Source organism: Pseudomonas sp. NPDC087697 (assembly GCF_044743155.1).
Taxonomy (GTDB): Bacteria; Pseudomonadota; Gammaproteobacteria; order Pseudomonadales; family Pseudomonadaceae; genus Aquipseudomonas.
In genome coordinates this window covers 103,547-127,311 of the sequence record NZ_JBIUVW010000013.1, presented here as the reverse complement: position 1 = coordinate 127,311, position 23,765 = coordinate 103,547, and the positions used below count along the sequence as shown (strand labels likewise).

Sequence of the window (23,765 nt, the reverse complement as noted above, 5' to 3'; positions counted from 1 at the left end):
GTGTCTACGAGCACGTCCTGCGCAAAGAGCGCCGTGGTGATTACCTGGGCGCAACCATCCAGGTGATTCCGCACATCACCGACGAAATCAAGCGCCGCATCATCAAGGGCGCAGGCGATGCCGACGTGGCCATGGTCGAGATCGGTGGCACCGTAGGTGACATCGAGTCCCAACCGTTCCTCGAAGCCATCCGTCAATTGCGTTTCGAAGTCGGCGCCAAGCGCGCGATGCTGATGCACCTGACGCTGGTGCCATACATCGCCACTGCCGGCGAAACCAAAACCAAGCCTACTCAGCACTCGGTCAAGGAACTGCGTTCCATCGGCCTGCAGCCAGACGTGCTGGTGTGCCGTTCCGATCACCCGATCGATATTTCTTCGCGTCGCAAGATCGCGCAGTTCACCAACGTTGAAGAACGTGCGGTGATCGCGCTGGAAGACGCCGACACCATCTACAAGATCCCGGGCATTCTGCACTCCCAGGGCCTGGATGATTTTGTCGTCGAGCGTTTCGGCCTGCAATGTGGCGGTGCCGATCTGTCCGAGTGGGAAGCCGTGGTCGATGCCAAGCTCAACCCTGAGCACGAAGTCACCATCGCCATGGTCGGCAAGTACATGGAACTGCTGGACGCCTACAAGTCGCTGATCGAAGCGATGAGTCACGCCGGCATCAGCAACCGTACCAAGGTCAACCTGCGCTACATCGATTCCGAAGACATCGAGAACCAGGGCACCGCGCTGCTGGAAGGCGTTGATGCGATTCTGGTTCCAGGCGGCTTCGGTCTGCGTGGCGTGGAAGGCAAGATCACCGCCGTTCAATACGCTCGCGAAAACAAGGTTCCATACCTGGGTATCTGCCTGGGCATGCAAGTGGCCGTGATCGAGTTCGCTCGTAACGTGTTGGGCTGGAAAGACGCCAACTCCACCGAGTTCGATCGCGCCAGCGGTCACCCGGTCGTGGGTCTGATCACCGAGTGGGAAGATGCCACCGGCGCCGTTGAAACCCGTACCGAATCGTCCGATCTGGGCGGCACCATGCGTCTGGGTGCTCAGGATTGCCTGCTTGAAACCGGCTCCCTGGTCCACGATTGCTACGCCAAGGACGTGATCGTCGAGCGTCATCGTCATCGCTACGAAGTGAACAACAAGCTGCTGCCGCAACTGATCGAAGCCGGTCTGAGAATCTCCGGTCGTTCCGGTGACGGCGCGCTGGTTGAAGTGGTTGAGGCGCCGAACCACCCATGGTTCGTCGCTTGCCAGTTCCACCCGGAGTTCACCTCGACTCCGCGTGACGGTCATCCGTTGTTCACTGGCTTCGTCAAAGCAGCTTTGGCTCAACACCAGAAGAAGGCTTGAACCTGATGGCTCAAAAGATCATCCGTGTAGGCAACATCGAAATCGCCAACGACAAACCGATGGTGCTGTTCGGTGGCATGAACGTGCTGGAAAGCCGTGACATGGCGATGCAGGTCTGTGAAGAGTACGTAAAGGTCACCGAGAAACTCGGTATCCCTTACGTGTTCAAGGCCAGCTTCGACAAGGCCAACCGCTCGTCGGTAACTTCCTATCGCGGCCCCGGCCTCGAGGAAGGCATGCGGATTTTTCAGGACATCAAGCAAGCCTTTGGCGTGCCGATCATCACCGATGTCCATGAGCCTGAGCAGGCTGCGGTGGTCGCTGAAGTCTGCGACATCATCCAGTTGCCGGCCTTCCTGTCGCGCCAGACCGATCTGGTCGTCGCGATGGCCAAGACCGGCGCGGTGATCAACATCAAGAAAGCCCAGTTTCTCGCTCCTCAGGAAATGAAACACATCCTGAGCAAATGCGAAGAGGCCGGTAACGATCAGTTGATCCTCTGCGAGCGTGGTTCGAGCTTCGGCTACAACAACCTGGTGGTGGACATGCTCGGCTTTGGCATCATGAAACAGTTCGAATACCCGGTGTTCTTCGACGTGACCCACGCGCTGCAAATGCCTGGTGGTCGCTCGGATTCTGCCGGCGGACGCCGCGCCCAGGTCACTGATCTGGCCAAGGCAGGCATGAGCCAGTCGCTGGCCGGTCTGTTCCTGGAAGCCCATCCGGACCCGGACAACGCCAAATGCGATGGCCCTTGCGCCTTGCGTCTGGACAAGCTGGAACCATTCCTGGCTCAGCTCAAGGCTCTGGACGAACTGGTGAAGAGTTTTCCGACGGTAGAAACCGCGTAATCCTCAATTCTCCGGTAAAGTACCGCACGATTTAACGCTCGGGCCCTTGGGCCTGAGCCTTATCGTCCGCAAGTCTGCCCGCTGCTTATCACTTGCCGACGGTAAAAGATTTCCTACAGCTGCGTCGTTTTCGTCAACTTTGGAGTGTTTACAACAATGGCAAAAATCGTCGACATCAAAGGTCGTGAAGTTCTCGACTCCCGTGGCAATCCCACCGTCGAAGCGGACGTGCTTCTCGATAACGGCATCATCGGCAGCGCCTGCGCGCCGTCCGGTGCTTCCACCGGTTCGCGCGAAGCGCTCGAGCTGCGTGATGGCGACAAGAGCCGTTACCTGGGCAAGGGTGTACTGAAAGCTGTGGCCAACATCAATGGCCCGATTCGCACCGCGCTGCTGGGTAAAGACCCGGTTGACCAGAAAGCCCTCGACCGCATCATGATCGAGCTGGACGGTACCGAGAACAAAGGCAGCCTGGGTGCCAACGCAATCCTCGCCGTGTCGCTGGCTGCTGCCAAAGCTGCTGCCCACGACCAGGACCTGCCGCTGTACGCACACATCGCCAACCTGAACGGTACTCCGGGTGTTTACTCGATGCCGGTTCCGATGATGAACATCATCAACGGTGGCGAGCACGCCGATAACAACGTCGACATCCAGGAGTTCATGGTTCAGCCGGTTGGCGCCAAGACTTTCTCGGAAGGTCTGCGCATGGGCACCGAGATTTTCCATCACCTCAAAGCTGTGCTGAAGGCTCGTGGCCTGAGCACTGCGGTGGGTGACGAAGGTGGTTTCGCACCGAACCTGGCATCCAACGAAGATGCACTGAAAGTGATCTCCGAAGCCGTGGCCAATGCTGGCTACAAACTGGGCACCGACGTGACCCTGGCTCTGGACTGCGCGGCCAGCGAATTCTACGAAGATGGCAAGTACAACCTGTCCGGTGAAGGCCAGGTGTTCACCGCCGAAGGTTTTGCCGACTACCTCAAAGGTCTGACCGAACGTTACCCAATCATCTCCATTGAAGATGGCCTGGACGAGTCCGACTGGGCTGGCTGGAAAATCCTCACCGACAAGATCGGCGAAAAAACCCAGCTGGTGGGCGACGACCTGTTCGTGACCAACACCAAGATCCTGAAAGAAGGCATCGACAAGAAGATCGCCAACTCGATCCTGATCAAGTTCAACCAGATCGGCACCCTGACCGAAACCCTGGAAGCTATCCAGATGGCCAAGGCCGCTGGTTACACTGCCGTGATCTCGCACCGCTCCGGCGAAACCGAAGATTCGACCATTGCCGACCTGGCCGTGGGCACTTCGGCTGGCCAGATCAAAACCGGTTCGCTGTGCCGTTCCGACCGCGTTTCCAAGTACAACCAACTGCTGCGTATCGAAGAGCAATTGGGCGGTAAAGCCAAGTACAACGGTCGCAGCGAGTTCCGCGGCTGATCGGTAAATGGTAAAAAAGACACCGGATCGTGTCGGAAAAATCGCTACAGCGACGTTTTTGCCACTAATCTGATGCCTTATAAGTACGAGCCTGGTTCTTCCAGGCTTCGTGCTATTCAGAAGCTTCAAAGTTGGCATGGCTGTCTTTTTTCACTGGATACCTGATATTCGATGCGCAGTCCTTACTGGTTGTTTCTTGTCTTGCTCTTGCTGCTGGCTGGCCTGCAATACCGCCTGTGGGTGGGTAATGGCAGTCTGGCGCAAGTGGCCGAGCTGACTCAGCAGATTGCCGATCAGCACGCTGAGAACGAGGCGTTGCTGGAGCGTAATCGGGTCATGGACGCCGAAGTCAGTGAATTGAAGAAAGGCATGGAGACCGTTGAAGAGCGGGCTCGCCATGAGTTGGGCATGGTCAAGGACGGTGAAACCCTTTACCAGTTGGCTCAATGATGCACACGTTACCGGCCTTCTGGGCCGTGATTCCTGCCGCGGGCGTCGGTGCCCGTATGGCCGCGGACCGTCCCAAGCAATATCTGCAATTGGGCGGGCGCACTATTCTCGAACACAGCCTCGGCTGTTTCCTTGATCATCCTGCCTTGAAAGGTCTGGTGGTCAGTCTTGCGGTTGATGACCCTTATTGGCCGACCCTGGCTTGTGCTACCGATCCGCGTATTCAGCGGGTGGACGGTGGCGAAGAGCGCTCGGGTTCGGTGCTGAACGCGTTGTTGCATTTGCACGCTCAAGGCGCTGCCGATGACGACTGGGTGTTGGTCCATGACGCCGCGCGACCGAACCTGGCTCGCGATGATCTGGACAAGTTGCTGTCGGAGCTGGCTGACGATCCTGTCGGCGGGTTACTCGCGGTGCCTGCGCGTGACACTCTCAAGCGTGTGGACAAGCATGGTCGGGTGCTTGAAACCGTTGACCGCAGTTTGATCTGGCAGGCGTACACGCCACAGATGTTTCGTCTTGGTGCCTTGCATCGGGCGTTGGCGGACAGTCTGGTGGCTGATGTGACTGTTACCGATGAGGCCTCTGCGATGGAGTGGGCGGGTCAGGCGCCACGCTTGATCGAAGGTCGTGCGGATAACCTCAAGGTTACTCGGCCTGAAGATCTTGAGTGGTTACGCCTGCGTTGGGCTAATCGCCGCTGATACCTCTAACTGTGGGAGCGGGCTTGCTCGCGAAGGCGGCCTGACAGCCGACCAATCTCATGCAAATGTATACCAATCCACTGTGGGAGCGAGCCTGCTCGCGATGGCGGCCTGACAGCCGACCAATCTTTTGCAGATGTACATATCCATTTCTGCGGTAACGGCCACTTAGGGTTTCGCCCTTACGGCGCCTCACTTTTTTTACAAGCGCCTAAAAAAAGTAAGCAAAAAAACGCTCGCCCCGAGCGTACGGCACCTCGCTTAGGCTCGGCGTTCCCTCGCTCCGGCATTCATCAGGGGGCATCGCCTACGGTCTGCTGCGCGACGACCTCCTCTCGATGTGTCCGGCTGCGCCGTACGGCGCTGCGCGCCAACCCCCTGATGAACACCTCCACTCGGCCTCCCGAAGGGGCGGGTGGATCAAGATCAACAGCGGCAGGCGAGCTAACGCCCGGCCTGTTGAGTGGTGAAGGCGATTTCGATTTCTGTAGGAGCTGCCGCAGGCTGCGATCTTTTGATCTTTTGATCTTTTGATCTTTTGATCAGAGTTGGTATTCCGGCCTTTTTGCCAACCCTTCCTTCAGATAGTCCACCAATTTGCGCACCTTCGGCGACAGGTGCCGTTGCTGCGGATACAGCGCCCAGACGGCGGTGTTCGGTGGTTGATGAGCATCCAGCAACGACACCAGCGTGCCGTTGTTCAGGTGCTCCAGCACGTAATAGTCTGGCAGCTGACACAAACCTACGCCCTGTAGCGCCGCGTCCAGCACCGCTTGCCCACTGTTACAGCGCCAATTGCCTTGTACTCGCTGGGAAAATTCTCTGCCGTCCTGCTCCAGTTGCCAGATGTCCGAACTGCCGATCAGGCAGTTGTGTCGACTCAGCTCGGACAAGCTGTGCGGTCGGCCATAACGCTCCAGATAGGACGGCGAAGCGCACAAGTACATGCGCCGTGGCGCCAAGCGCGTAGCCACCAGCCGTGAGTCTTGCAAGCGGCCGAGCCGGATCGCCAGGTCCAGGCCTTCGTGCACCAGATCGAGCGGGCGGTTGCTCAACTCGATATCGACGCGCAATTGTGGATAAAGCCCCATGAAGCTCGTCACCAGCGGCACGATGAAGCGTTCGCCGTACGCCACTGCACAGGTCATGCGCAGCATGCCTTTGGGTTCGCTGGTCAGGTCGCCGACTGCGCGCAACGCCTCTTCACGTCCGTCCTGCAGGCGCTGGCAGTGCTGCAGGAAGGTTTGCCCGGCTTCGGTCAGTGTCACCCGACGGGTACTGCGGTAAAGCAGACGGGTTTGCAGGCGCTCTTCAAGACGTACGATTTGTCGACTGATGTGCGAAGACGAAACCCCAAGGCGTTCGGCGGCAGCCGTGAATTGGTTGCATTCGGCGACGGCGACGAACTCATCGATGCCTTCCCAGCGGTTCTCGGACATGAAGATTATCCCTGTGCGGCAATAATGTTTTGCTTTTGGCTGGATTATTAATCGTCTGGCGGTGTTTTACACTCCCGGTCTCGTTTTTATTCGCTGGAGAGTCAGGATGATCAAGTCGCGCGCCGCCGTTGCCTTCGAGGCCAAGAAACCCCTTGAGATCGTTGAAGTCGATGTCGCCATGCCCAAGGCGGGTGAAGTCCTGTTGCGAGTGGTCGCATCCGGCGTTTGCCATACTGACGCCTACACTCTGTCGGGCGCTGACCCGGAAGGCATCTTCCCGTCGATCCTCGGCCACGAAGGCGGCGCGATTGTCGAAGCCATCGGCGAAGGCGTGACCTCGGTAGCGGTCGGCGATCATGTGATTCCGCTGTACACCCCGGAATGCGGGCAGTGCAAATTATGCAAGTCGGGCAAGACCAATCTCTGCCAGGCCATCCGTGCGACCCAGGGCAAAGGCCTGATGCCAGACGGCACCACGCGTTTCTCCTACAAAGGTCAGCCGATTTTCCACTACATGGGCACGTCGACCTTCTCCGAATACACCGTCTTGCCGGAAATCTCCGTCGCGAAGATCCCTAAAGACGCGCCACTGGAAAAAGTCTGCCTGCTGGGCTGTGGTGTCACCACCGGTATCGGCGCGGTCATCAACACCGCCAAGGTCAAGCCGGGCGACACCGTGGCCATCTTCGGTCTGGGTGGCATTGGCCTGTCAGCCATCATCGGCGCGGTCAAAGCCAAAGCCGGGCGAATCATCGCCATCGATATCAATCCGGCCAAGTTCGAAATCGCCAGGCAGTTGGGCGCCACCGATTGTGTGAACCCGAAAGATTTCGACCGTCCGATCCAGGACGTGATCGTCGACATGACCGACGGCGGCGTCGACTTTTCCTTCGAGTGCATCGGCAATGTACAGCTGATGCGTGCGGCGCTGGAGTGCTGCCACAAAGGTTGGGGTGAGTCGGTGATCATCGGTGTTGCCGGTGCTGGCCAAGAGATTTCCACCCGTCCGTTCCAACTGGTGACCGGCCGCGTCTGGCGTGGTTCGGCGTTCGGCGGCGTGCGCGGTCGCACTGAGTTGCCAAGCTACGTGGAAATGGCCCGGACCGGCGAAATCCCGTTGGACACTTTCATCACCCACACCATGGGCCTGGAAGACATCAACAAGGCATTTGACCTGATGCATGAAGGCAAAAGCATTCGCTCCGTCATCCATTTCTGAGGTCGGCCATGAGTCTGGAAAACCTCTCATGCCAGAAGAGCTTCGGTGGCTGGCATAAACGCTACAAACATCATTCCGAAGTGCTGGGCTGCGACATGGTGTTTGCCGTGTACCTGCCGCCGCAGGCGGAGCAGGGCGGCAAGCTGCCAGTGTTGTACTGGTTGTCGGGACTGACCTGCACCGACGAGAACTTCATGCACAAGGCTGGCGCCATGCGCATGGCGGCCGAGCTTGGGTTGATCATTGTCGCGCCGGACACCAGTCCGCGCGGCGCTGATGTGCCGGGTGATCCAGACGGCGCATGGGATTTCGGTCTGGGTGCCGGGTTCTATCTGAATGCCACACAGGAGCCTTGGACCAAGCACTATCGGATGCACGACTACGTGGTGCAGGAATTGCCCGCGCTGGTCGAAGCGCATTTTCCGGCGTCGGACAAACGCGGCGTCAGCGGCCACTCCATGGGTGGTCACGGCGCGCTGGTCTGTGCTTTGCGCAACCCTGGGCGGTATCAGTCGGTTTCGGCTTTCGCTCCCATCAACAATCTAATGGATTGCCCGTGGGGCCAGAAGGCGTTTTCGCGCTACCTGGGCGAAGAACGTTCGAAATGGCGCGAATGGGATGCCAGCGTGCTGATCGCCGAGGCCAGTGAAAAACTTCCGTTGCTGGTGGATCAAGGTGATCGGGATGACTTCCTGGTCACTCAGCTCAAGCCCGAAGCCCTGCAACAAGCTGCAAAACTTTCCGGCCATCCGCTGACCTTGCGTCTGCAACCCGGTTACGACCACAGCTATTTCTTCATCGCCAGCTTCATTGATGATCACTTGCGACATCACGCACACGCTCTAGGCGCCTAATGTCCGCCAAAGCAGGTAGAATCACGCCCTGACTAAATCGGGGCGTTTTTTTATGCGTATTGGCCACGGCTATGATGTGCACCGTTTCGCTGAAGGCGATTTCATCACTCTGGGCGGCGTGCGAATTGCACACGGCTTCGGACTGCTCGCCCATTCCGACGGCGACGTCTTGCTGCATTCGTTGAGCGATGCCTTGCTCGGCGCAGCGGCGCTGGGTGATATCGGTAAACACTTTCCAGACACCGACCCGCAATTCAAAGGTGCTGACAGCCGCGTACTGTTGCGTCACGTTGTCGCACTGATCCACGCCAAGGGCTGGAAGGTCGGCAATGTCGATAACACCATCGTTGCCCAGGCGCCGAAAATGGCCCCGCATATCGAATCGATGCGCGCGCTGATTGCCGCGGATCTTCAAGTTGAGTTGGATCAAGTGAACGTGAAAGCTACCACCACCGAAAAGCTCGGCTTTGTCGGTCGCGAAGAAGGCATTGCCGTGCACTCCGTTGCCTTGTTGCTGCGCGCATGAATGAACTGCAATTGCTCGGCCCGCGTGCCTACGGTGAAGCCCTCGGTACCGCGGTACTGAAAGCCATCGCGGAAGATTTTCAGGTCGATGAAGTCCTCGACATTCCGCTGACCGGCGAAGGCGAACACCTGTGGATCTGGGTGGAAAAACGCGGTCTGAACACTGAAGAGGCGGCCCGGCGGATTGCCAAGGCTGCCGGCGTGCCGTTGCGCACCGTCAGTTATGCCGGTTTGAAAGATCGCCAGGCTCTGACCCGCCAGTGGTTCAGCGTGCAATTGCCCGGCAAGGCCGACCCTGATTTGTCCGCGGCGGAAAACGACACGCTGAGAATCCTCAAGACTGCACGGCATAAACGCAAGCTGCAGCGCGGTGCGCATTCGGCCAACGGCTTTACCTTGCGCTTGACTCAGTTCACCGGCGACAAGGACGCGATTGACGCGCGTCTGCAACTGATCGCCAAGCAAGGCATTCCCAACTATTTCGGCGCCCAGCGTTTCGGCCATAATGGCGGTAACGTGGTGGATGCCCGTGACTGGGCGGCACGCAAAGCTTTGCCGGAACAACGCAACGTGCGTTCACGACTGCTCTCCACCGCGCGCAGCTTTTTGTTCAATCAGGTGTTGGCGGCGCGAGTCGCCGATGGCAGTTGGCAGCGCGCTCAGGTCGGCGACTTGCTGGCTTTCACCGATAGCCGCAGCTTCTTCCCGGCGGGGGAAGCCGAGTGCAGCGACCCGCGTCTGGCCATCCTCGACCTGCACCCGACCGGGCCGCAGTGGGGCGAGGGTGAATCACCCGCTACCGGTGCGACTCATGAACTTGAGCAACAGATCGCGGCACGCGAAGCGGATCTGCGCGATTGGTTGATAAACGCTGGAATGAACCATGAACGTCGCATCCTGCGGCTGCCCATTGGCGGGTTGACGTGGCATTATCCCGAGCCTGACATTCTGCAACTGGAATTCGTCCTTCCGGCCGGATGCTTTGCCACCGTATTGGTGCGTGAGCTCGTCGATCTGGTGCCGGTGGGGCAGACGGACAGCCCATGCGTATTCTGATTTCTAACGACGATGGGGTAACAGCACCCGGTCTTGCCGCGCTTCATGCTGCGCTGGCGGATTACACCGAGTGCGTGGTTATCGCCCCTGACCAGGACAAAAGCGGCGCCAGCAGTTCGCTGACGCTCGACCGTCCGTTGCACCCGCAAACATTGGCCAATGGCTTTATCAGCCTCAATGGCACGCCGACCGATTGCGTGCACCTGGGCCTCAATGGTTTGCTGGAGCGCGAGCCGGATATGGTGGTTTCGGGGATCAACCTGGGGGCCAACCTGGGCGACGATGTGCTGTATTCCGGCACGGTCGCGGCGGCGCTCGAAGGGCGTTTCCTCGCGCTGCCATCCTTTGCCTTTTCGCTGGTATCGCGGCAAGTGGAAAACTTGCCGACGGCGGCCTACTTTGCGCGCAAACTAGTAGAAGCTCATGTCGAGCTTGATTTGCCACCGCGCACGGTGCTGAACGTGAACATTCCCAATCTGCCTCTGGATCACATTCGAGGCATTCAACTGACCCGCCTGGGCCACCGTGCCCGTGCAGCGGCGCCGATGAAAGTGGTTGATCCGCGTGGCAAGTCCGGTTACTGGATTGCCGCGGCCGGCGACGCGGAAGATGGCGGACCGGGTACGGATTTCCATGCGGTGATGCAGGGCTATGTCTCGATCACCCCACTGCAACTCGATCGCACCTTCAATGATGCCTTTGGAAGTCTTGATGACTGGCTGGAGGGGCTGCGCTGATGGCTCGTGAGCAAGACGATATTCTGCGTCGTGGTATCGGGATGACCTCCCAGCGCACGCGCGAACGGCTGATCCAGCGTCTGTACGAGGAAGGTCTGTCCAACGCCCAGGTGCTGGAGGTGATCCGTCGTACGCCGCGTCATCTGTTTGTCGATGAGGCTCTGGCGCACCGTGCCTACGAAGACACGGCATTACCGATCGGCCATAACCAGACCATTTCCCAGCCTTATATGGTGGCTCGCATGAGCGAGCTGCTGCTGGAGGCCGGTCCTCTGGATAAAGTGCTGGAGATCGGCACTGGGTCTGGTTATCAGACGGCGGTGTTGTCGCAATTGGTCGAGCGGGTGTTTTCCGTCGAGCGCATCAAGGTCTTGCAGGATCGGGCCAAAGAACGCCTGGCCGAGTTGAACCTGCGCAATGTGGTGTTTCGCTGGGGCGATGGTTGGGAAGGCTGGCCGGCACTGGCGCCGTACAACGGCATTATCGTCACTGCGGCGGCAACCGATGTGCCTCAGGCGTTACTCGATCAGTTGGCGCCGGGTGGGCGTCTGGTGATTCCGGTTGGTTCAGGGGAGGTTCAGCAATTGATGTTGATCATCCGTGAAGAGCAGGGCTTTTCCAGGCGTGTTTTGGGGGGGGTACGCTTCGTACCATTGCTCCATGGGCCACTGGCTTAAGCATTTATTCAAAGACGCTGAATTCTGTTCGATTGCCTTGGTCTTACAGCGGCATTACTCAGTTAAACGCAATTGAACAGCGGTCAGCAAACGTGTGCGTGTATCGATTTCGCTTTGCCGACGGTAAAGCCCGAACGGCCAGTTATACTTGCGACATTTCATGCCTGAACAAGGCGATTTTTATTTTCAGCCACCACAAAGGGAGCGGCGGGTGAGTCTCACAGTCATTGCGCAGCGTATCGGTACAACAAGCTTTCAGCGCCTGGTGACTGGCCTTGTCTTGAGTTCCTTGTTGGTCGGTTGCTCCAGCACGCGTTCGAGCGATGTGCGAGTGGTCGATCGTAATAACGCGGCGGCCCAGAAGCCCGCAGTAACTACCGGCCAATACGTGGTCCGTCGCGGCGATACTCTGTTTTCGATCGCCTTTCGCTACGGCTGGGATTACAAGGCCCTGGCGGCGCGCAACAATATTCCTACGCCTTACACTATCCATCCTGGTCAGACGATTCGCTTCGATGGGCGTTCCGGTTCAACGCCGACAGAGGTGGTGACCCAGTCCGGAACAACCGCTTCTTCTTCGAGTAAATTTACCGTAACCCGGCGTCCGGCATCGGGTGCGAGCCCCGCCAAGGAGACGGCCGCACCGTCCGTCGCAAACAAGCCAGCCCCTGCGCCACTGCCTCCTGCAGGGCCCGCGCCGACAGGCTGGGGATGGCCATCCAATGGCATTTTGATTGGAAAATTCTCTTCAAACGGTAGTTTGAATAAAGGAATTGATATCGCCGGGGATTTGGGACAGCCTGTTTTAGCTGCGTCTGATGGGACGGTGGTTTACGCCGGGAGTGGCTTGCGGGGCTACGGCGAATTGGTCATCATCAAACACAGCGATACCTACGTCAGTGCCTACGGTCACAACCGAAGGCTGTTGGTTCGGGAGGGGCAGCAGGTCAAAGTCGGACAGACAATTGCCGAAATGGGGTCAACGGGTACAGACCGGGTGAAACTGCATTTTGAGATTCGCCGACAAGGTAAACCTGTAGATCCGCTGCAATTCCTGCCTCGTCGTTGATTTGTTTCCAGCCTGTTCCGTCACGTAGAGGGAACAGGCTCCAGCGTTGCCAAGGATAAAGGCGCCGCTTGAGCTTGAGGTCGAACTCACCAAAGGACTATAACAATGGCTCTCAGTAAAGAAGTGCCGGAGTTTGACATCGACGATGAGGTTCTCCTGATGGAGGCCGGCGTCGCATCGGATGAGATGTCGAATGAGGGGTCAGCTACGCCTTCAGTTCGCGCCAGATCCAAACACTCCGCAACACTTAAGCAGCACAAGTACATCGACTACACCCGAGCACTCGATGCAACTCAGCTGTACCTCAATGAAATCGGCTTTTCCCCCTTGTTGTCACCGGAAGAAGAAGTTCATTTTGCGCGCCTGTCGCAAAGTGGTGATCCGGCTGGGCGCAAGCGCATGATTGAAAGTAACCTGCGACTGGTGGTGAAAATCGCCCGGCGCTATGTCAATCGTGGGCTGTCACTGCTTGACCTGATCGAAGAGGGCAACCTCGGGCTGATCCGGGCAGTGGAAAAGTTTGATCCAGAGCGCGGCTTCCGCTTTTCGACCTACGCTACCTGGTGGATCCGCCAGACCATCGAGCGTGCAATCATGAATCAGACCCGGACCATCCGGTTGCCGATTCATGTGGTCAAAGAGCTCAACGTCTACCTTCGGGCAGCACGGGAGCTGACGCAAAAGCTCGATCATGAACCCTCACCCGAAGAAATCGCCAACCTGCTGGAAAAACCGGTGGGAGAGGTCAAGCGCATGCTGGGCCTGAACGAGCGGGTTTCTTCGGTCGACGTCTCGCTGGGTCCGGATTCGGATAAAACCCTGCTGGACACCCTCACCGATGACCGCCCTACCGATCCTTGTGAGCTGCTTCAGGACGATGACCTGTCGCAGAGCATCGATCAGTGGCTCTCGGAGCTGACGGACAAACAGCGCGAGGTGGTGATCCGCCGCTTCGGCCTGCGCGGCCACGAGAGCAGTACGCTGGAAGACGTGGGCCTGGAGATTGGCCTGACCCGTGAACGGGTCAGACAGATTCAGGTTGAAGGTCTGAAACGCCTGCGTGAAATCCTTGAGAAGAATGGCCTTTCGAGCGAGTCGCTGTTCCAGTAGCAGGAACGCGTTCACCCGATGACAATAAGCCCCGTCTGTTTCGGGGCTTTTTGTTATTTGCCTGTTAATGCGCTGTTTAAGCTTTATAAGCGCTACTTGGACTCTTTCGCAGGTTAGCGTAAGCCATGGCTTACTCTTTCGTAAGTGTTCGGGTTTTTTATCGAGTAGTGGTCGTCTATTTCAGTCGGCTATATTTATTAAGTTATTGATTATCAATGATATTTTTTATAATTAAACACATCGTTTCGTCCAGGTTTACCCGTGGCAGGTGATTGCTCTTGTCGGGGAAGTCTTTAGTATCAGCCCTGTGTCGACGGATAGACACAGCCATCAAGGATGATGGTCAAGGAACATCGCAGGGACGTGATTCATCAGGACGATGAAAAGGAACACAGGGAATAGGGAAAAAATGTGGGCGGGTCATACCGCCCCTTTTTTTGCCCGCAGAAAAGTCAAAGGATCGCAGCCTTCGGCAGCTCCTACATGGTTTTGTATACATCCGTAGGAGCTGCCGAAGGCTGCGATCTTTTGATCTTTTGATCTTTGATAAAAACAAAAAAGGCCCGCAAGGGGCCTTTTCGAGAGCTCAGCGATGATCAGCGAGCGAGGTCTTTGATCTTGCCCTTAACGCCATCAAACTCCGCTGCATCTGGCAGCGGATCTTTCTTCTCAGTGATGTTGGGCCAGATTTCGGCCAGATCAACGTTCAGCTGAATAAATTCTTTCATCTCATCCGGGACTTCGTCCTCGGAGAAGATGGCCACAGCAGGGCATTCCGGCTCGCACAGGGCGCAGTCGATGCACTCATCCGGGTGAATCACCAGGAAGTTCGGGCCTTCGTAAAAGCAGTCCACCGGACACACTTCTACGCAGTCGGTGTACTTGCACTTGATGCAGTTGTCGGTGACGACGAAGGTCATTTCTAATTCTCTCCTCAGGCGGCGGCTTGCTGCGCCCCTTCACGGAGGGGTCGCCAGGTTTGGGAGCGATAGTCTGCAAGCAGGCTAAGCCTGCAGCATCCCAAACCGCGCGAGATTCTAACAGCTTGCAGGCAAGTGCGTTAGATCCGTGTCTTTAATGTATAGAGCATTTCCAGTGCCCTACGCGGGGTCATCTCATCCAGATCGAGCTTGGCCAGTTCATCCAATACGGGATGCGGCAGGCTGGCGAACATATCGCTCTGTTGCGGTGCTGCCGGTTTGCCTTTGGCAGGCGCTGGCACTTCATGCGGCAGGCTGGTGGTTTCCAGGCGGCTCAAGTGCTCGCGAGCCCGCACGATGACCTCGGTTGGTACGCCGGCCAACTGTGCAACCGCCAACCCGTAGCTCTGACTGGCAGGTCCAGGCAGTACGTGATGGAGGAACACGATGCGTTCGTTGTGCTCGGTGGCATTGAGGTGGACGTTGGCCACCAGCGGCTGGTTTTCCGGCAGTACCGTCAGTTCGAAGTAGTGGGTGGCGAACAGTGTGTAGGCGCGCAGCTGAGCCAAACGCTCGGCTGCTGCCCAGGCCAGCGACAGGCCGTCGAAGGTGCTGGTGCCGCGACCGACTTCGTCCATCAGCACCAGGCTGCGTTCGGTGGCGTTGTGCAGAATGTTCGCGGTTTCGCTCATCTCGACCATGAAGGTCGAACGACCACCAGCCAGGTCATCGCTGGAACCGATCCGGGTGAAGATCCGGTCCACCAGTGACAATTCGCAACTGGCTGCCGGCACGAAGCTACCGATATGCGCCAGTAGCACGATCAGCGCAGTTTGCCGCATGTAAGTGGACTTACCGCCCATGTTCGGACCGGTAATCACCAGCATCCGTGTGCTGTCATCCAGGCTCAAGTCATTGGCCACGAACGGCGTGGTCAATACTTGTTCGACCACCGGGTGACGACCCTGGCTGATGCGCATGCATGGCTCGCTGACGAACCGTGGGCAGTTCAGGTCCAGGTTCAGTGCGCGCTCGGCCAGGTTGCTCAAGACGTCCAGCTCGGCCAGTGCCGCAGCAGTGTCCTGCAGCGGTGGCAGTTGGCTGATCAGGTCTTCGAGCAGGGCTTCGTAAAGCATCTTCTCGCGGGCCAGCGCACGGCTTTTGGCTGACAGCGCCTTGTCTTCGAAGGCTTTGAGTTCTGGCGTGATGAAGCGCTCGGCACCTTTGAGGGTCTGGCGGCGGATGTAATCAGCCGGCGCCTGTTCAGCCTGTTTGCTTGGCAGCTCGATGAAGTAACCGTGAATCCGGTTGTAGCCGACTTTCAGGTTGGCCAGGCCGGTACGAGCCTTCTCGCGCGCTTCTAGGTCAATCAGGAATTGTCCGGCGTTTTCGCTCAGTGATTGCAGCTCGTCGAGCTCGGCGTCGTAACCGGTTTTCAGCACGCCGCCGTCACGGATCACCGCAGGCGGGTTGTCGATGATGGCTTTTTCCAGCAGTGCCGCAAGTTCCGGATAGGTGCTGGTGGTCGTTGCTAGTTGATTGAGGTGCGGAGCTTCAAGTTCGGTCATCGCCACTTGCAGCGCGGGCAGGGCACCGAGCGCATCGCGCAGGCGAGCCAGGTCACGAGGACGGGCGTTACGCAGGCCGATACGCGCCAGAATCCGCTCGATGTCACCGATTTCTTTCAGCTGCGGTTGCAGTTTCTCGAAGCGGTAACCGTCGAGCAGGCAGGTGATCGAGGTCTGGCGTGCCAGCAGCACGCTCAAGTCGCGCAGCGGGCGATTCAGCCAACGGGTCAGCAAACGGCTGCCCATGGCGGTCTGGCAACGGTCGACCACCGATTGCAGAGTGTTTTCGCGGCCACCGGCGAGGTTGGTGTCCAGCTCCAGGTTGCGACGGCTCGCGCCGTCCAGCACCACGGTGTCGTCCAGACGCTCATGACGCAGGCTGCGCAAATGCGGCAGGGCGGTGCGCTGGGTTTCCTTGGCGTAGCTCAACAGGCAGCCGGCAGCACCGATGGCCAGGGTCAGGTTCTCGCACCCAAAACCTTTGAGGTCTTGGGTGGAAAATTGCTGGCAAAGACTTTTCAGCGCCGAATCACGCTCGAAATCCCACGGTGCGCGACGACGAACGCCACGGCGCTTCTCTGCCGGCAGGTCCTTTGGCCAGTCATCCGGAATCATCAGCTCGACCGGATTGACCCGTTCCAGCTCGGCCAGCAGGTTTTCCCAGCCTTTGATCTCCAGCACGCTGAAGTTGCCGCTGGTGATATCCAGCACGGCCAGACCGAACAGGCGCTCGTCACCCAGCACGGCGGCGATCAGGTTGTCGCGGCGCTCATCCAGCAGCGCTTCATCGCTGACAGTGCCAGGGGTGATGATCCGTACAACCTGACGATCCACCGGGCCTTTGCTGGTCGCCGGGTCGCCGACCTGCTCACAGATCACCACCGACTCACCAAGCTTGACCAGTTTCGCCAGGTAACCTTCCGCAGCGTGGTAAGGAATCCCACACATCGGAATCGCCTGCCCGGCCGACTGCCCACGGGCGGTCAGGGTGATGTCCAGCAACTTGGCGGCCTTCTTCGCGTCTTCATAGAAGATCTCGTAGAAGTCACCCATGCGGTAGAACATCAACTGGTCAGGGTGCTGGTTCTTCAGGCGCCAGTACTGCTGCATCATCGGGGTGTGGGAAGACAGATCGGAGAGTGCTTTATTCATCAGGTAATCAGGCGAATTCGTTGAAAGGGGTGGGGCAAAAATGGGGCATTGGCCCGGTTTTTCCGCGATGGGCGCAAGGTTACCATGGGCAGTCCGACCTACGCAGGGATGAAAGGTTCGCGGCACATCTCTACGAAATATGCACTGTTTATGCAAATCAGCATTTGTCATCTTCGAAAAGAACAAGCACTATGCGCGTTATGCAAAAACGCAATGTTTCTACCGTCTTAAGAGCGCTGCTCGATCAGCACGGGATCTCCCCTACGGAGCTTCACCGTCGGACCGGCGTGCCTCAATCCACCCTCTCGCGGATTCTCAGCGGGAAGATCGTCGATCCTTCGGATAAACACATCTCGAAGATCGCCGAGTACTTCCGTGTGAGCACTGACCAGTTGCGTGGCCGCGCCGACGTTGCGCCGGCCACCGCGTTTGCACGCGAAGAGTCGCATTCGGAACTCAAGGACATAAGCCTGTGGGATGACGATACCCCCGTCGATGACGACGAGGTCTCGGTCCCCTTTCTTCGCGAGGTTGAATTGGCTGCTGGATCAGGAAGATTCGTCATCGAAGAAAGCGAGCGTTCCAGCTTGCGCTTCGGCAAGCGCAGCTTGCGGCATAACGGTGTGCAGTTCGACCAGGCCAAATGCGTGACAGTGCGCGGCAACAGCATGTTGCCGGTGCTGCGTGATGGCGCCACGGTTGGGGTCAACGCCGGCAAGTCCGGAATTGGCGACATCGTTGATGGTGATCTGTATGCCATCAACCATAACGGCCAACTGCGGGTGAAGCAGCTCTATCGTCTGCCTACCGGTATTCGTCTGCGTAGCTTCAATCGCGATGAACATCCGGATGAGGACTACAGCTTCCAGGAGATCCAGGAAGAGCAGATCGTCATCCTCGGTCACGTCTTCTGGTGGGGCATGTACGCCCGCTAATCCTTAGCTGTCAGACAAAACCCGCCATCGAGCGGGTTTTTTTTCGCCTGACGAAAACCATCCCACCCTTTGTTTGCGGGGCTTTCATGCGTTTATGCATTTTAAACGCATAAATATTTGCACCAATGCATTGACTGTATATGCATCCATGCATATTCTTTGTCTCAAGCCGCTCAACAACGGCTCGTAACGAAGCTCTTTAGTTCCACAGCAAAGGCAGCGATGAACCGGCCTCAACGGTTCAGAGGGTTGGCAACTGACCCGGGTGTGCAGCGTAAAGCACCGTAAGCAGTTATCCGGCGGACAGGGTCGCGGTCGGAGGAACAATTTGAATGGATCCGTACCGCGCCAGTAGCGCCGAAAGATCGGAAGGACTGCATTACTGAAAAGCCTGGCAAGCGTCGGGCTTTTTGGAATGCCTACCTACCGTCAGGCACATCAAGAGACAACGTTTGAACAACACACAAACCCATCACCTATTTATCAACGCAGGAGGCGTGACATGACAAACGAGCAGCAAGCGTTGCTGGACATGCCTATCTGGCTAGTCATTGCCCTGGCGGTGGTCGGCGGGGTGTCCGGCGAAATGTGGCGCGCCGACAAGGAAGGCACTCGCGGCTGGCCACTATTGCGGCGCCTGGCGCTGCGCTCCGGAGCCTGCATGGTCTGCGGGGTCTCGACCATCATGCTGTTGTATGCCGCCGGCGTATCGATCTGGACCGCCGGTGCTTTCGGCTGCCTCACCGCAATGGCTGGCGCCGACGTCGCCATCGGCTTGTATGAGCGCTGGGCGGCCAAGCGGATTGGCATCAGTGAAGTGTCGCCGCGTGATTCCAGCCAGGACCACTAATGGTATTGGCAGCAAAGAGGATCACATCCGAACAAGTCCAATGGACTGGCTGACGGGGGGCGTAGACAACGACCCCGACCTGCAAGGATGCGGGTCATCGGCAGCAACTTCCCTTAACTCAAAATTTGACACAGTGATACTTGAACAGGATTCCGCTTATGTCTCCAAGAGTTATCGATAAGCCCTCGGAGCTGATTCTCGCTATCGGTGAGGCACTTAGGCCGATTTATCCAGGCCTGAAGGTTGGGGGATATCAGGACTTCGATGGCGTTGTCGATGATGCCTGGGTCCTGATCGCGATTGAACGCGATGCCCCGGGCACCCGCGCCAACGATGGACGTAAAGCTCATGTCCTGACGATCTCGCTGCAAGGCGTGGTGGCCGGGAAGAGTGGGCATTCAGGGCTTGAGGCCTGCAACCTTGCCAGCGCGCTGAAGGATATCGTCACGGATAACCGTTGGGGGGTATCGGGAGGGCAATGCGACCTGCCGATGAGCATCGAGGCGCTACCGTCGACGTTCACCAGCGGTGAGCAGGTGTACGACGCCTGGACGGTTTCGTTTACCCAGACGCTGTATTTCGGTCAGCCGTTGCTCGATGACCCAACGGGCACGCCGAAGTTTGCCTTTGGCTGGGAGGTCTCGAACATCGACGATCCGGATCAATACACAGAGCTTCAGTCACAAGCACTCAAGGGGTAGCCAATGTTTGACGCTCTTCTACGTATGCAGCTCGGCCCGATCATTGAGCGTTTGGCCGAGATGGAGACCGAGTTCGAAGACCTGCACCGGCGTGCCGACAGCTTCTGCCGGATCGGCGTGTGTGTTGAGGTCGACGCCGCCAGCAACACTTGCAAGGTCAGTCATGGGGATCTGCTGACGCCAGCGATCAGGTTCTTCAACCCGAGTGCTGGCGAACAGAGCGAGTCGCGAATCCCTTCCGAGGGCGAGCAGTGTTTGCTGCTGAACTATGGCGGTGGAGATGGCGGTGGGCAATCGGTCGCCTTGTTCGGCCTTAACTGCAACCGGTTCCCCCCGGTTTCGACAGTCGCCACGCTGACGCGCCGCCGACACAAGGACGGCACCGAAAGCAGCTACGACGATGCCAGCCATGTTCTGAGCTGGACCAACGGACAGACGGCGTTCAAGGGCTCGCGTGAGTCGGTCGAGTTGACTGTCGGCCCAGCCCGCCTGGCGCTGACCCCTGAGGCAATCGAGCTGAAGTTTGGTGCGGTCGGCGTGTTGCTCGATGCCTCTGGTGTTCACTTCCTCGGCCCTTTGGTGGATCACCAGGGGCGAGTCATCAGTACTGCATAAGGGACTTCCCATGATTGGAGTCGATAGAAACACCGGGGCCGCGGTCGACGACTGGCTTCAGTTTGTGCAGCGCGCAACCCGCGTATTGACCACGCCGCTGGGCACTCGTCAAAAGCGCCCGCTGTATGGATCGCTGATTGCTGAGCTGCTGGGGCAGAACGTCGGCGACGACTTGTTGATCCTTGCGCAGAGCCATGCGGCACAGGCGTTTTACAACAAGGAGAACGGCATTGGTGATTTTGAGCCTGAGGTCATTGTCGCCAGTCGTCGAGGTGCGGGGCTGCTGTTGCGCTTCGCTGGCACCTGGAAAAACCGTAAACAGACATTCGAGGTCGTGACATGAGCATGCTGATACCCGGTCAAAATCAGTTGGCCGAGCCTGCGATCGTCACGGTCGAGGCGTTCGAGGCGCTGCTCGCTGAGTTCAAAGCGTTTGTCGTCGACTACGTTGCTGCCCGCTCACCGGAAAATGCAGTCAAGCTGAAAGTCAGCCTCGACAACGAAAGCGAACTGCTGACCCTGGCTCTTGAGGCTTTTTGTGTGCGCCTGCAAACCCACGAGCGCAAATACAACGCCCGCATCAAGCAGATGCTTGCGTGGTGGGCGACCGGCAGTAACCTCGACGCCCGCCTCGCGGACATGGGGCTCGAGCGTCAGTTGCTGGACCCGGGAGACCCGGCGGCATTCCCGCCGATCCAGCCCACCTATGAAAACGACGACGATGCCCGGCTGCGCTACTACCTGGCGCCTCATGCGCCAGCAGCGGGTTCGCGGATGCAGTATCGCCGCGAGGTGTTCACCCTGGGCGAACGGCCAGCGGTGAAGGTGGAAACCACGGCTCCGGGCGTGGTGACGGTTACCTACAGCTTTGATCCGGATGGCTACGCGGCACAGGTCAAGGATGGCAACGGTCGCCGTACGGCGCCTGGCGAGGTGATGGTCACCGTGCTTTCGCGAGAGGCTGACGGCACGCCGTCTGCGGACCTGCTGGACGGGGTTCGCCGGCACTTTGCGCGTCCTGACGTGAGGCCCGAAACGGATCTCGTCACGGTGCAGGGCGCCGACATCCAGCGCTACAAGATCCGGGTGGTCGCGAAGATCAACGCCGGGCCTGACTCGGGGCTGACCAAGGTTGCCACTGAGCAGCAGTTGCAGGCGTATGCCGATGCGTGCCACCGGCTGGAGGGGCGGGTCGATCCGAGCTGGATCGATTACACCTTGCACGCTGCCGGTGCGGTGCAGCTTGAGATTCTGGAGCCCTTGGCGCCGATCGTGACAACGTTCTCTCAGGCACCTTATTGCACGGCTGTCGAAGTTGAGGTGATCACGCTATGAGTGATGAAACGCCTCGCCCGAGTCTGTTGCCGGCGAACAGCTCACCACTGGAAAAGGCGCTCGATCTTGGGTTCGGTAAATTGCTCGATCGCATCGCTCTGCCGTTCCCCGAGCTTATGGACCCGGTCAACACGCCGTTGGCGTTCCTGCCGTATCTCGCAGCGGATCGCGGCGTCGCTGAGTGGAGCTCTGAGGCTCCCGAGGCTGAAAAGCGTTTAACGGTAGAGCTCGCATGGTCAACCGCTCGGCAGGCTGGTACGCGAAAGGCGCTGGAGAACGCCGCCAAGGGCTTGCAATTAGTGCCTGAGATTCGCGCATGGTACGAGCAGACGCCGCTTGGCAAACCCTACAGTTTTTCAGTCAGGGCCTTTTCCGAGCGGCCCTACAGCGAAGAAATCGACGCTCGTCTCGATCGACGTCTCGCGGACGCAAAGAGCGAACGCGACACCTTGTCGGTGTCCGTGGGCTTGAGCGCATTTGGCAACCACGTCATCGGCGCAACCACCGTTTGCGGTGAGCTGACCACGGTTTATCCGATTGTGATCGAAGGGCTTGAAGCCTCGGGTCAGGTCTTTATGGCCGCCGGGCTCTACAGCGTCGAAACATCCACTATTTATCCTCAGGGGTCCTAAATGGCCGACTATTACACCCTGCTCACGAATGCGGGGATCGCCTACGAAACTGCCTGCAAGGCTGCGGGCCTGCCGATCAAGCTGTCGCAGATTTCGGTCGGTGACGGCGGCGGCGCGGTTTACAACCCGGCCGCGACCGCCACAACACTCAAACGCGAAGTGTGGCGCGGGCCACTGAACGCGCTGTTCCAAGATGAGAAAAACCCGAGCTGGTTGCTGGCCGAAGTCACGATCCCCCCCGAAGTCGGCGGCTGGTATGTGCGTGAAGCCGGACTCTGGACCGATACCGGGATTCTGTACGCCATCGTCAAATATCCGGAGTCGTTCAAGCCGGTATTGGCGACGTCGGGCTCGGGGAAAGAGTTCTACATACGGTCGATTTTCGAGACCAGCAATGCTGCGCTGGTAACGCTGCTTATTGACGACACTGTCGTCAAAGCAACTCGCGCCTGGGTGGCGAGCTATGTTGCTGACGAGCTTGCGAAGCTCGACGCAAAGCAGTCTGTGAGAGTGGCGACGACGGCGAATATTGTTTTAAGTGGTGCGCAAGCAATCGACGGTATCGCCGTGGTCGCCGGGGATCGGGTCCTTGTCAAATCACAGGTTTCGGCGAAAGACAACGGCATTTATGTCGCCGCAAATGATGCATGGGTTCGTGCTAAAGATGCCGATGCGAGCGTCAAGGTAACCTCGGGATTGACTGTCCCGGTAGAGGAGGGGGCGACGCTCGCCGATACGATCTGGCAACTGATCACGGACGGAGCGATTGTGCTGGGCACTACATCGCTGACGTTTCAGAACGTGACTCAAGGGTTTGCGCCGATCAATTCGCCAGTGCTGATCAATCCAACTGCAAATACCCCACCTCGGTTTGATAACACCAAGAAGCTTGTAACGACTGAGTGGGCTAGATCCAGAGGGTTTGAACTTAATGGTTTCTATGTGTTCACCGCCGCATTAACCGGTATTGCGGCGCACATTGGCGGTCTGGTTCACGCTTACGGTAGTGGTCCCGCTTCCTACAGCATTCCCGACTCGGTAGCCAACAGTGTTCTGCCAGGCGGCACTATTCGTTTGCAGAACTGGTCAATCGCGAATCTGACCCTGGTGACCCAGGGCGCAGACAAGATGCAAGAAAGTCTCGCCATAGGGAATTCTTCTGCCAGCCGTTCCATCCCCCCAGACACCTACGTAGACATCACCTTCATTGGCAACGGGAACTGGTTGTTACTGGGTACGGGCGTCGTTGGCAAGACTGTACCGTTTGGTGCGCTGATGGGGCCAAACGGATATCAGAAACTACCGTCCGGTTTCATTATGCAATGGATGACTTGCCAGTTTCCTGCGGCCGCCCTGAACCAGGTCTTCAACTTGCCTATAGCGTTTCCTACCCTTCAGTTTGGATGCTCCGCGACCTTGACTGGGAGTGGTATCTACGCCAGTGCGGGGCAGCCTTTTGTGTCTGGAACATCAATCGGCCTCGGTCAGATAGTCGTACAGTCCAACTACACGGCCAGTCAGTCGGAAGTGCGTATTATAAGCATTGGTAACTAAGGAATAAGATG

The 23,765-nt window shown here is 58.1% G+C and carries 24 protein-coding genes; 21 read left to right on the top strand and 3 right to left on the bottom strand.

The features are described 5' to 3' along the window. From ACIPIN_RS12550 to ispD, 5 genes are all read left to right on the top strand, one after another. Nucleotides 1–1,355, top strand: a 1,355-nt coding sequence (locus ACIPIN_RS12550; RefSeq protein WP_401118943.1) for a CTP synthase, incomplete at its 5' end; no start/stop codon positions are given. A 5-nt stretch (nt 1,356–1,360) separates the two neighbouring features. Continuing rightward, nucleotides 1,361–2,206 carry a 3-deoxy-8-phosphooctulonate synthase gene (gene kdsA / locus ACIPIN_RS12545; protein WP_123428480.1) on the top strand — a complete coding sequence of 282 codons (846 nt, stop codon included), beginning with the start codon at nt 1,361–1,363 and terminating at the stop codon, nt 2,204–2,206. A gap of 156 nt (nt 2,207–2,362) precedes the next feature. After that, a complete protein-coding gene (gene eno, locus ACIPIN_RS12540) occupies nt 2,363–3,652 on the top strand; it encodes a phosphopyruvate hydratase (RefSeq protein WP_123428478.1) in 1,290 nt (429 codons plus the stop codon). 171 nt (nt 3,653–3,823) lie between these two features. Continuing rightward, nucleotides 3,824–4,102, top strand: coding sequence for a cell division protein FtsB (gene ftsB / locus ACIPIN_RS12535; protein ID WP_262114376.1), 279 nt, complete (start codon nt 3,824–3,826; stop codon nt 4,100–4,102). After that, on the top strand, nt 4,099–4,806 hold the full coding sequence (gene ispD / locus ACIPIN_RS12530; RefSeq protein WP_401118938.1) for a 2-C-methyl-D-erythritol 4-phosphate cytidylyltransferase: 708 nt from the start codon (nt 4,099–4,101) through the stop codon (nt 4,804–4,806). Before ftsB ends, ispD begins: the two co-directional genes overlap by 4 nt. 542 nt (nt 4,807–5,348) lie before the next feature. Here ispD and ACIPIN_RS12525 read toward each other — a convergent pair. Beyond that, nucleotides 5,349–6,245, bottom strand: coding sequence for a LysR substrate-binding domain-containing protein (locus ACIPIN_RS12525; protein WP_401118935.1), 897 nt, complete (start codon nt 6,243–6,245; stop codon nt 5,349–5,351). Nucleotides 6,246–6,351: 106 nt separating this feature from the next. Here ACIPIN_RS12525 and ACIPIN_RS12520 point away from each other — a divergent pair, with 106 nt between their 5' ends. The 8 genes from ACIPIN_RS12520 to rpoS all read left to right on the top strand — a co-directional run bounded on the left by ACIPIN_RS12520 (nt 6,352) and on the right by rpoS (nt 13,492). Continuing rightward, on the top strand, nt 6,352–7,464 hold the full coding sequence (locus ACIPIN_RS12520; protein WP_401118932.1) for an S-(hydroxymethyl)glutathione dehydrogenase/class III alcohol dehydrogenase: 1,113 nt from the start codon (nt 6,352–6,354) through the stop codon (nt 7,462–7,464). Between the two features lie 8 nt (nt 7,465–7,472). Next, nucleotides 7,473–8,318 (top strand): S-formylglutathione hydrolase, encoded by an 846-nt coding sequence (gene fghA / locus ACIPIN_RS12515; protein WP_401118929.1) that lies wholly within the window; start codon nt 7,473–7,475, stop codon nt 8,316–8,318. A gap of 52 nt (nt 8,319–8,370) precedes the next feature. Continuing rightward, on the top strand, nt 8,371–8,844 hold the full coding sequence (gene ispF, locus ACIPIN_RS12510; RefSeq protein WP_054595926.1) for a 2-C-methyl-D-erythritol 2,4-cyclodiphosphate synthase: 474 nt from the start codon (nt 8,371–8,373) through the stop codon (nt 8,842–8,844). Continuing rightward, the gene (gene truD, locus ACIPIN_RS12505; protein WP_401118926.1) at nt 8,841–9,899 is read left to right on the top strand and encodes a tRNA pseudouridine(13) synthase TruD; all 1,059 of its coding nucleotides are present in this window, start codon (nt 8,841–8,843) and stop codon (nt 9,897–9,899) included. Before ispF ends, truD begins: the two co-directional genes overlap by 4 nt. After that, nucleotides 9,887–10,636: a 5'/3'-nucleotidase SurE gene (gene surE, locus ACIPIN_RS12500; RefSeq protein WP_401118923.1), complete on the top strand. Its 750-nt coding sequence runs from the start codon at nt 9,887–9,889 to the stop codon at nt 10,634–10,636. The genes truD and surE overlap by 13 nt, the downstream gene beginning before the upstream one ends. Before the next feature lie 41 nt (nt 10,637–10,677). Beyond that, nucleotides 10,678–11,313 (top strand): protein-L-isoaspartate(D-aspartate) O-methyltransferase, encoded by a 636-nt coding sequence (locus tag ACIPIN_RS12495; protein ID WP_401118957.1) that lies wholly within the window; start codon nt 10,678–10,680, stop codon nt 11,311–11,313. A gap of 211 nt (nt 11,314–11,524) precedes the next feature. Further along, the gene (locus tag ACIPIN_RS12490; RefSeq protein ID WP_401118955.1) at nt 11,525–12,382 is read left to right on the top strand and encodes a peptidoglycan DD-metalloendopeptidase family protein; all 858 of its coding nucleotides are present in this window, start codon (nt 11,525–11,527) and stop codon (nt 12,380–12,382) included. 105 nt (nt 12,383–12,487) lie between these two features. Next, entirely contained in the window at nt 12,488–13,492 is a 1,005-nt protein-coding gene (rpoS, locus tag ACIPIN_RS12485) for an RNA polymerase sigma factor RpoS (RefSeq protein WP_401118921.1), read from the top strand. Nucleotides 13,493–14,088: 596 nt separating this feature from the next. Here the strand turns inward: rpoS and fdxA are convergent. Together fdxA and mutS are read right to left on the bottom strand one after the other, a co-directional pair. Then, nucleotides 14,089–14,412, bottom strand: a complete 324-nt coding sequence (fdxA, locus tag ACIPIN_RS12480; RefSeq protein ID WP_123428456.1) for a ferredoxin FdxA — start codon at nt 14,410–14,412, stop codon at nt 14,089–14,091. A 140-nt stretch (nt 14,413–14,552) separates the two neighbouring features. Next, nucleotides 14,553–17,132, bottom strand: coding sequence for a DNA mismatch repair protein MutS (mutS, locus tag ACIPIN_RS12475; RefSeq protein WP_401118917.1), 2,580 nt, complete (start codon nt 17,130–17,132; stop codon nt 14,553–14,555). A gap of 200 nt (nt 17,133–17,332) precedes the next feature. On the opposite strand from mutS, the gene ACIPIN_RS12470 reads away from it, so the two are divergent. The 8 genes from ACIPIN_RS12470 (at nt 17,333) to ACIPIN_RS12435 (ending at nt 23,754) form a co-directional block, all read left to right on the top strand. Next, a complete protein-coding gene (locus ACIPIN_RS12470) occupies nt 17,333–18,067 on the top strand; it encodes an XRE family transcriptional regulator (RefSeq protein WP_401118952.1) in 735 nt (244 codons plus the stop codon). Between the two features lie 502 nt (nt 18,068–18,569). Further along, nucleotides 18,570–18,917 carry a phage holin family protein gene (locus ACIPIN_RS12465; protein ID WP_401118916.1) on the top strand — a complete coding sequence of 116 codons (348 nt, stop codon included), beginning with the start codon at nt 18,570–18,572 and terminating at the stop codon, nt 18,915–18,917. A gap of 158 nt (nt 18,918–19,075) precedes the next feature. Continuing rightward, nucleotides 19,076–19,618 (top strand): hypothetical protein, encoded by a 543-nt coding sequence (locus ACIPIN_RS12460; protein WP_401118913.1) that lies wholly within the window; start codon nt 19,076–19,078, stop codon nt 19,616–19,618. A 3-nt stretch (nt 19,619–19,621) separates the two neighbouring features. Continuing rightward, on the top strand, nt 19,622–20,233 hold the full coding sequence (locus ACIPIN_RS12455; RefSeq protein WP_401118911.1) for a phage baseplate assembly protein V: 612 nt from the start codon (nt 19,622–19,624) through the stop codon (nt 20,231–20,233). Nucleotides 20,234–20,243: 10 nt separating this feature from the next. After that, nucleotides 20,244–20,576, top strand: coding sequence for a phage baseplate protein (locus tag ACIPIN_RS12450; protein ID WP_401118909.1), 333 nt, complete (start codon nt 20,244–20,246; stop codon nt 20,574–20,576). Next, nucleotides 20,573–21,568 carry a baseplate J/gp47 family protein gene (locus ACIPIN_RS12445; protein WP_401118907.1) on the top strand — a complete coding sequence of 332 codons (996 nt, stop codon included), beginning with the start codon at nt 20,573–20,575 and terminating at the stop codon, nt 21,566–21,568. Before ACIPIN_RS12450 ends, ACIPIN_RS12445 begins: the two co-directional genes overlap by 4 nt. Further along, nucleotides 21,565–22,200, top strand: coding sequence for a phage tail protein I (locus ACIPIN_RS12440; protein WP_401118904.1), 636 nt, complete (start codon nt 21,565–21,567; stop codon nt 22,198–22,200). The genes ACIPIN_RS12445 and ACIPIN_RS12440 overlap by 4 nt, the downstream gene beginning before the upstream one ends. Next, complete coding sequence (locus tag ACIPIN_RS12435) at nt 22,201–23,754, top strand: phage tail protein (RefSeq protein WP_401118901.1); 1,554 nt, start codon at nt 22,201–22,203, stop codon at nt 23,752–23,754. It begins immediately after the preceding gene. Nucleotides 23,755–23,765 lie beyond the last annotated feature (11 nt).

Excerpts from the sequence above, each read along its gene's own strand:
- kdsA (WP_123428480.1), top strand. The coding sequence starts at position 1,361 with ATGGCTCAAAAGATCATCCGTGTAGGCAACATCGAAATCGCCAACGAC.
- eno (WP_123428478.1), top strand. The coding sequence starts at position 2,363 with ATGGCAAAAATCGTCGACATCAAAGGTCGTGAAGTTCTCGACTCCCGT.
- ftsB (WP_262114376.1), top strand. The coding sequence starts at position 3,824 with ATGCGCAGTCCTTACTGGTTGTTTCTTGTCTTGCTCTTGCTGCTGGCT.
- ispD (WP_401118938.1), top strand. The coding sequence starts at position 4,099 with ATGATGCACACGTTACCGGCCTTCTGGGCCGTGATTCCTGCCGCGGGC.
- ACIPIN_RS12525 (WP_401118935.1), bottom strand. The coding sequence starts at position 6,245 with ATGTCCGAGAACCGCTGGGAAGGCATCGATGAGTTCGTCGCCGTCGCC.
- ACIPIN_RS12520 (WP_401118932.1), top strand. The coding sequence starts at position 6,352 with ATGATCAAGTCGCGCGCCGCCGTTGCCTTCGAGGCCAAGAAACCCCTT.
- fghA (WP_401118929.1), top strand. The coding sequence starts at position 7,473 with ATGAGTCTGGAAAACCTCTCATGCCAGAAGAGCTTCGGTGGCTGGCAT.
- ispF (WP_054595926.1), top strand. The coding sequence starts at position 8,371 with ATGCGTATTGGCCACGGCTATGATGTGCACCGTTTCGCTGAAGGCGAT.
- truD (WP_401118926.1), top strand. The coding sequence starts at position 8,841 with ATGAATGAACTGCAATTGCTCGGCCCGCGTGCCTACGGTGAAGCCCTC.
- surE (WP_401118923.1), top strand. The coding sequence starts at position 9,887 with ATGCGTATTCTGATTTCTAACGACGATGGGGTAACAGCACCCGGTCTT.
- ACIPIN_RS12495 (WP_401118957.1), top strand. The coding sequence starts at position 10,678 with ATGACCTCCCAGCGCACGCGCGAACGGCTGATCCAGCGTCTGTACGAG.
- rpoS (WP_401118921.1), top strand. The coding sequence starts at position 12,488 with ATGGCTCTCAGTAAAGAAGTGCCGGAGTTTGACATCGACGATGAGGTT.
- fdxA (WP_123428456.1), bottom strand. The coding sequence starts at position 14,412 with ATGACCTTCGTCGTCACCGACAACTGCATCAAGTGCAAGTACACCGAC.
- mutS (WP_401118917.1), bottom strand. The coding sequence starts at position 17,132 with ATGAATAAAGCACTCTCCGATCTGTCTTCCCACACCCCGATGATGCAG.
- ACIPIN_RS12470 (WP_401118952.1), top strand. The coding sequence starts at position 17,333 with ATGCAAAAACGCAATGTTTCTACCGTCTTAAGAGCGCTGCTCGATCAG.
- ACIPIN_RS12465 (WP_401118916.1), top strand. The coding sequence starts at position 18,570 with ATGACAAACGAGCAGCAAGCGTTGCTGGACATGCCTATCTGGCTAGTC.
- ACIPIN_RS12460 (WP_401118913.1), top strand. The coding sequence starts at position 19,076 with ATGTCTCCAAGAGTTATCGATAAGCCCTCGGAGCTGATTCTCGCTATC.
- ACIPIN_RS12455 (WP_401118911.1), top strand. The coding sequence starts at position 19,622 with ATGTTTGACGCTCTTCTACGTATGCAGCTCGGCCCGATCATTGAGCGT.
- ACIPIN_RS12450 (WP_401118909.1), top strand. The coding sequence starts at position 20,244 with ATGATTGGAGTCGATAGAAACACCGGGGCCGCGGTCGACGACTGGCTT.
- ACIPIN_RS12445 (WP_401118907.1), top strand. The coding sequence starts at position 20,573 with ATGAGCATGCTGATACCCGGTCAAAATCAGTTGGCCGAGCCTGCGATC.
- ACIPIN_RS12440 (WP_401118904.1), top strand. The coding sequence starts at position 21,565 with ATGAGTGATGAAACGCCTCGCCCGAGTCTGTTGCCGGCGAACAGCTCA.
- ACIPIN_RS12435 (WP_401118901.1), top strand. The coding sequence starts at position 22,201 with ATGGCCGACTATTACACCCTGCTCACGAATGCGGGGATCGCCTACGAA.